Source organism: Pseudanabaena sp. 'Roaring Creek', from assembly GCF_001402795.1.
GTDB lineage: Bacteria > Cyanobacteriota > Cyanobacteriia > Pseudanabaenales > Pseudanabaenaceae > Pseudanabaena.
On the sequence record NZ_LIRE01000118.1, the window covers coordinates 1 to 6,750 of the forward strand.

Annotated in this window: 5 protein-coding genes; 3 read left to right on the forward strand and 2 right to left on the reverse strand. The window is 44.8% G+C overall.

What is annotated here, in order from left to right; translation table 11 throughout:
* Positions 1-307 precede the first annotated feature (307 nt).
* Entirely contained in the window at positions 308-2,320 is a 2,013-nt protein-coding gene (locus AC805_RS03970) for an NAD(P)H-quinone oxidoreductase subunit 5 (RefSeq protein ID WP_055074209.1), read from the reverse strand.
* 221 nt (positions 2,321-2,541) lie between these two features.
* Between AC805_RS03970 and AC805_RS03975 the strand changes: the two genes are divergently transcribed.
* From AC805_RS03975 to arsS, 3 genes are all read left to right on the forward strand, one after another.
* Positions 2,542-3,699 carry a pyridoxal phosphate-dependent aminotransferase gene (locus tag AC805_RS03975; protein WP_055074210.1) on the forward strand — a complete coding sequence of 386 codons (1,158 nt, stop codon included), beginning with the start codon at positions 2,542-2,544 and terminating at the stop codon, positions 3,697-3,699.
* A gap of 338 nt (positions 3,700-4,037) precedes the next feature.
* Entirely contained in the window at positions 4,038-4,505 is a 468-nt protein-coding gene (locus AC805_RS03980; protein WP_055074211.1) for an Hpt domain-containing protein, read from the forward strand.
* A 41-nt stretch (positions 4,506-4,546) separates the two neighbouring features.
* Positions 4,547-5,518, forward strand: a complete 972-nt coding sequence (gene arsS / locus AC805_RS03985; RefSeq protein WP_055074213.1) for an arsenosugar biosynthesis radical SAM (seleno)protein ArsS — start codon at positions 4,547-4,549, stop codon at positions 5,516-5,518.
* A 112-nt stretch (positions 5,519-5,630) separates the two neighbouring features.
* Here arsS and AC805_RS03990 read toward each other — a convergent pair whose 3' ends face one another.
* Positions 5,631-6,569: a MoxR family ATPase gene (locus AC805_RS03990; RefSeq protein WP_055074212.1), complete on the reverse strand. Its 939-nt coding sequence runs from the start codon at positions 6,567-6,569 to the stop codon at positions 5,631-5,633.
* Positions 6,570-6,750: the final 181 nt, after the last annotated feature.

Here is a 6,750-nt window from a genome sequence, read left to right on the forward strand (position 1 = left end):
CAAGGAAATTTTTGAAAGCGTTGCGAAGCAACGCTTTCAAAAATTTCCTTGTGGTTCGTTTGATCGGTAATTGCCGTAAGTATAGCAATTCAAAACCCAAAAGATGAGTGGCGGCGCTTTGCGCCGCCACTCATCTTTTGGGTAATAGCAAGTTAAGAAATGGCGTAGCCATTTCTTAACTTGCTATTATGTTGCTATCAAAAGCAAAGAGAGCGATCGCTTAGCGATCGCTCTCTTTGCTTTTGTTTTAGAAAGCAGCCCTTAGGGCTGCTTTCTTGGTGTCTATATGATCAAATGATGAAATCCTTTAAATCGAGGTAACAATGACGAAACCAAGAACGCCAATGAAAATAACGAGCGCGTAGAATTGCGCTTTACCATTTTCAAAGTATTTCAAGCCTTCGCCTGTAACTACGGTCACGAAACCAGCAAGGTTAACCACACCATCGACGATTTTGGCATCGACTTCTAGGACTTGACGGGCAAGGCGGCGAGAACCAATTACAAATACAGCCTCGTAAATTTCGTCAATGTACCATTTGTTTTTAGATAACTGGTAAAGTGGCGCGATCGCTTTGGCGATCGCACTGGGATCGATTTTCTTTTGCAGATACATCAAAATCGCTAGAGAAATCCCAATCAAGCCCACACCAATCGAGCTACCACCCATGAGCAGAAATTCTGGGGTAAATCCTTCCACAGGAACTTCCGTGATTTTTTCTGAGGGAGCATGGATAAAGTACTCAAAGTAATTTCCTAAAGGAGTTCCCACAAGCCCAATCAGCATCGAAGGAATTGCCAGTACCATTAGAGGTAAGGTCATGGAGATTGGCGATTCATGGGGCTTGCTTGCATGGTGGTGACCATGACCATCATCTGCTTGAGGAGCCTTACCGATGGAATTCTCGGCTTTTACTGAGGCTAATAGTTTCTTGTCTGTGCCGCGAAAATCCCCTTCAAAGGTCGTGAAGTACATGCGGAACATATAGAAGGCAGTGATCCCTGCGGTTAAGAAACCTATTCCCCAGAGAATGGGATTTGCCTTGAAGGTAGAAGCAAGAATTTCATCCTTTGACCAGAAACCCGCAAAAGGAGGAATCCCACTGATGGCGAGAGTGCCGATAAAGAAAGTAATGGCGGTGATGGGCATATATTTGCGCAAACCACCCATAACACGCATATCTTGAGCAAGGTCGGGATCGTGACCGACGACTTCTTCCATACCGTGAATGACAGAACCAGAACCGAGGAACATCATTGCTTTGAAGTAGGCATGAGTCATCAGGTGAAATAAACCTGCGCCATAAGCACCAACACCCATCCCCATGACCATGTAACCCAATTGGGAAACCGTAGAATAGGCTAAACCTTTTTTGATGTCATTTTGGGTGATGGCGATACTTGCCCCCAAAAAGGCAGTGAAAGCACCCGTCCAAGCGATCGTATTCATAACCGCAGGAATTTCTTCAAATACAGGAAACATCCGCGCGATTAGGAATACGCCTGCGGCAACCATTGTGGCAGCGTGAATCAATGCCGAAATCGGTGTAGGTCCTTCCATTGCATCGGGAAGCCAGACATGGAGAGGAAATTGGGCTGATTTGGCGGCTGGTCCCATGAATACTAGAATTGCAAATAATGTGGCTAACGCGACGCTTAGGGAACCCGATTCCACTAATTCAGTCAGTTTTGCGCCCATTTCGCTGAATTCAAACGTCCCTGTCGCCCAGTACAAACCGAGCAAGCCCAATAGAAGTCCGAAGTCACCGACACGGTTAGTTACGAAGGCTTTTTGGCAAGCATCGGCAGCACCTTTGCGATCGAACCAAAAGCCAATCAGCAAGTAAGAACACATCCCCACCAGTTCCCAGAAAATATAAATCTGTACCAAGTTAGGGCTGATAACTAACCCCAACATGGAGGAGGTGAATAAACTTAGGTAAGCATAGAATCTGACATAGCTAGGATCGTGAGCCATGTATCCGTCAGTATAGATTTGCACCAAGAAAGCAACAGTGGTCACAATGACGAGCATGAGTGCAGTGAGATGATCGATCACAAAGCCCATGTTCAGATGAAAGCTACCTGCTTGCGCCCACTCAAAGGTGTAGAGATAGGGATCATGCCCTTGAATCTGACTCCAAAGCAGGTTGACTGCCATCACCATTGCGCCGCCTGTAGCGGATACGCTGAGGATAGACCAGAGCGATCGCAGTTTGTTGGTGGATTTGTTAAAGGTAATCAGTCCTGTGCCGATAATCAGTGCTGCGGCGAGTGGCAGCAAGGGAATCAGCCATGCGTATTGATATGCAAAGTCCATAGGTCGCGTTTGAACGCAAAGTTTATTGTAGAGATGCTTTTAATAAGTCAGTTTACTACAGGGCGATCGGACGCGATGTGTTAACTGTGAGCATTGTTACTTATTAAGCTAAAAATTTAGAAAAACTTAATTCTTGACCCGCCATAACAATTTCGCTTAGGATTTAGTAAAGACGGCTCAAAATGCCGTCTTTAACTTTTTAAAGCTTAGAGATAATCATCTTGACTACTGTTTCACTATCCCAACGCGCCATTCAAATTAAAGAATCCCAAATTCGTGAGGCTTCTCGATACTGTGAAAAGTTTGGGGCAATTAATCTCGCTCAAGGTTTGCCTGACTTCCCTGCGCCAGAAGCGATCAAAGAATCCGCAAGAGCGGCGATCGCGTTAGATTTTAATCAATATGCCGATAGTTGGGGATGGGACAAGTTACGTAACGCGATCGCGTCGAAGATGCAACGCGACAATCACATCACCGTCGATCCCGAAACCGAGGTAACTGTTTGCTGTGGCGCAACCGAAGGACTGAATATTGCTCTAATGACCTTAATTAATCAAGGCGATCGCGTCTTGATTTTTGAACCATTTTACGAAAACTATATTCCCAATCTTGCTACCGTTGGCGGTATTCCTGAGTTTGTCACGCTCCACCCGCCGCAATGGGAAATTACGCAAGAGATGCTCGAACCAGCTTTTAAGCGAGGGCTTAAAGCCGTCATCATCAATAGCCCTGCTAATCCAACAGGCAAAGTATGGACGAGGGCTGAACTGGAATTAATTGCCCAACTCTGCCAGCAATACAATGTCTATGCGATTACCGATGAGATTTATGAATATATTCTTTACGAAGGCGAGCATATTAGCCTCATGAGCATTGCGGGGATGCGCGATCGCACAATCGTTGTCAATGGCTTCTCGAAGACTTTTTGTATTACGGGTTGGCGCTTAGGCTATACCGTTGCCAGTCCCGAACTAACCGCCGCCATGCGAAGGATTCATGATTTTATTACCATCTGCGCTCCCGCGCCCCTGCAACATGCCGCCCTCACCGCTATGGAATTTGGACGGGAATACTTTACCAATCTTGCCCTAGACTACAAGCGCAAGCGCGATATGCTTTACCCCGCCTTGGTAGAACTAGGTTTAGCCCCCGTGCTTCCTAAGGGAGCCTATTATATGTGGACGGATAGCTCCGCCATCGCTCCAGATGCAGATCGGGCTGCCTTTCGTTTGGCTAAAGAAGCCTTAGTCGCGGCAGTTCCTGGCAGTTGTTTTAGCCATCCCGAGCGCGAAAAAGTAAATGGTTTGAGATTCTGCTTTGCAAAGAAAGATAGCACGATTGAAGCTGCGGTCGAAAATTTGCGTAAACTCAAACTATAGGTAATCAGGAAGCATCGACATTTGGCTATAGTTATTGGGGTCACAAGAGTGGGATAACTAGTTTTGTCAAGAACTATCAAGAACTAGATAGTTAATACCAATTCCCAAAATGGCTACGCCATTTTGGGAATCTCAAAACCTTATACCAAAACTAAAAATGGCTACGCCATTTTTAGCTTTGCAAACCCTTACTAGGTTTAATTTTTAATTCACAAATCTTAATTCACAAATTTTAATTCACAAAAGTGTTGTCACGCTTTCGTGAATTGGTATTAAGTGGGTTTTCAGGTTATCTATGCTTAACTGCTTATTTGCTTGCTGTCGTCAGGAGTAAAGCTATGGTTGAGAATATACAAGACAATGCGATCGCGCTAATACCAGATTTTGTACATAACTATTCAGGCTGCGATCCAGACTTTTATTCAGATTTTTATTCAGATTTTATGGAGACCCAAACTCTAGATATTGATATATTTCAGGATTTAAGAGTGGCGATTGGGGAGGATCTCGAATTTTCCGACTTGCTTACTATCTATCTTAATTCCGCAGAGAACTTGATCGATACCATTCAGTCAGCCTTTGTTAACCAAAAAGCGAGTCAATTAGCACTTGCCGCCCATTCTCTAAAATCGACCAGTGCCAGTATTGGCGCAATTAGACTGTCTCATATCTGTAAATATCTCGAAAAATTCGGTAAAACAGGGCAAATTCCCACTTCCACGGAAATTTTAAAATTGCTCAGTAGCGAGTACAATGCCATGGTTATTGCAGTTAAGGTCGCTATTATTGGGTTTATGGCAGAATGATGGGGAATCCATTAGATTACTAATCTATGCTAGTCCAAGCGATCGCACCCTTTTCTCAAAAACTGCAAACTCCCTTCTTAAAGCATCATATTTCCGTATTGCAGATTAATTTGGGTAAAATTTGCAATCTTGCCTGTAGTCACTGCCATGTTGAGGCAAGTCCCCATCGTACCGAAGAGTTGACCCCAGAGGTCTGCGAACAGTTAATAGAAATTATTCGTCGCTTTCCACAAATTCAAACCGTAGATCTGACGGGGGGTGCGCCAGAAATGCTGTATGGATTCCGTCCATTGATCGAGGTGGCAAGAGAACAGGGGAAAGAGGCGATCGCGCGTTCTAATTTGACCATATATTTTGAAAAGGGCTATGAAGACATTCCCGAATTCTATGCTCGCCATCAAGTGCGGGTTGTGGCTTCTCTCCCCTGTTACCTTGAAGATAATGTGGACAAGATGCGGGGGAAGGGAGTTTTTGATCGCTCGATCCAAGCTTTACAATGGCTGAATCGCCTTGGCTATGGTTCCGATCCTCATCTAGTTTTAGACTTAGTATACAATTCCCAACTTCCCACATCCGAACGATTTACCCTTGCCCCCAATCAACAGAATTTAGAAAAGGATTATAAAGACTATCTGCAAAAGCATTTCGGGATTGTTTTTAATAGTCTCTTTGCTCTTACTAATCTTCCCATTGGCAGAAGTAAGTTCTATCTCCAGCACCGCCAACTAGAGCGGCAATATACCTCCTTTTTAGAATCTCATTTCAATCCCAACACGCTTAACCATCTCATGTGTCGCAACCAGCTATCCATCGACTATCAAGGCAATATCTACGATTGCGACTTTAATCAAATGGAAAACCTACCCGCCCGTTCTCCTTCAGACCACATTCTTACCCTCGCTGAAATTCTCAAACTAGATACTTTGGAAATTATCCAAGAAATCCAGACTGCCGACTATTGCTATGGCTGTACCGCAGGAAGCGGTTCCAGTTGTGGTGGTTCCTTACTATAGCTATCGCCAAGGTCGCCAAGTGTAAAAAACAAGAATTGACTGGCAGCGCTTTGCGCCGCCAGTCAATTCTTGGGGTTTTGTCCTAAAGCAAGTGGTGATAGCCACATTTTTCTTAAGGTACGGGCACGACATCTAGCAAGCGCTGAATGATTTTTTGTGGTGATCGCCTGCCAGACACCATAATCCGATGTCCTAGAACAAAGGGGGCAAGGAATTTTACATCGTCGGGTAAGACATAATCCGACTTGCGATTGGGATCGAGCATCTGTTGAATAAATGCATAACTCTGCAACGAACGTAATAGAGCCGTAGTGCCGCGAGGACTCACCCCAAGGGTAATTTCTTCATTATTACGGGTAGCGCGGACGATATTCACGATATATTCGCTAATGGCATCGCTCACAGGAACTTTTTTACAAAGTTGGCGAATTTCGAGAACTTCTTCAGGGGTGATACAGGCTTCTAGCTGGGCAGAACCGATCTGACCCGTTTGCATCCGTTTTAACATTTCCAGCTCTTCAGTTTCACTGGGGTAGCCAATGCTAAAGGATAGGGCAAAGCGATCGAGCTGTGCTTCTGGTAGTGGAAAAGTGCCCTGATATTCGATCGGGTTTTGCGTTGCGATCGCAAAAAACGGTGAAGGGACTTGACGCGATATGCCATCAACCGTAACTTGACTTTCTTCCATTACCTCTAGTAAGGCTGACTGGGTGCGAGGAGTTGCCCGATTGATTTCATCAGCTAATAACACATTGGCAAAGACTGGACCTGACAGAAACTGAAATTCTCCCCTTTGCGGATTCCAAATATTTGTGCCTGTAATATCTGTTGGCAACAGATCGGGAGTACATTGTACGCGTTGAAACTTACCAGAAATAGAGGCTGCAAGGGACTTAGCGAGTAAAGTTTTACCCACCCCAGGCACATCTTCGAGTAATGCGTGACCGCCAGAAAAAAGCGCCACTAAAACTAATTGAATGGCTTCATCTTTACCAACGATCGCCTTCGCCAGATTATCAACTAACTGCTGTATTTTAAGTTGCTTTTCCATGTTCCCCATCAAGCTTATGAAGATCGAGTTTTGCCATAGTTGCCATACTAACTTATTGCGGCTCGATTACCCATAAGTAGCTAGGTATAATTAAGAGCGTACCGCCCGCGTAGCGGGCAGTACGCTCTCTGGTTTTGTTTTTTTAATTACACCTAGCTACTTATAGCTGTCGCCAAGTGTA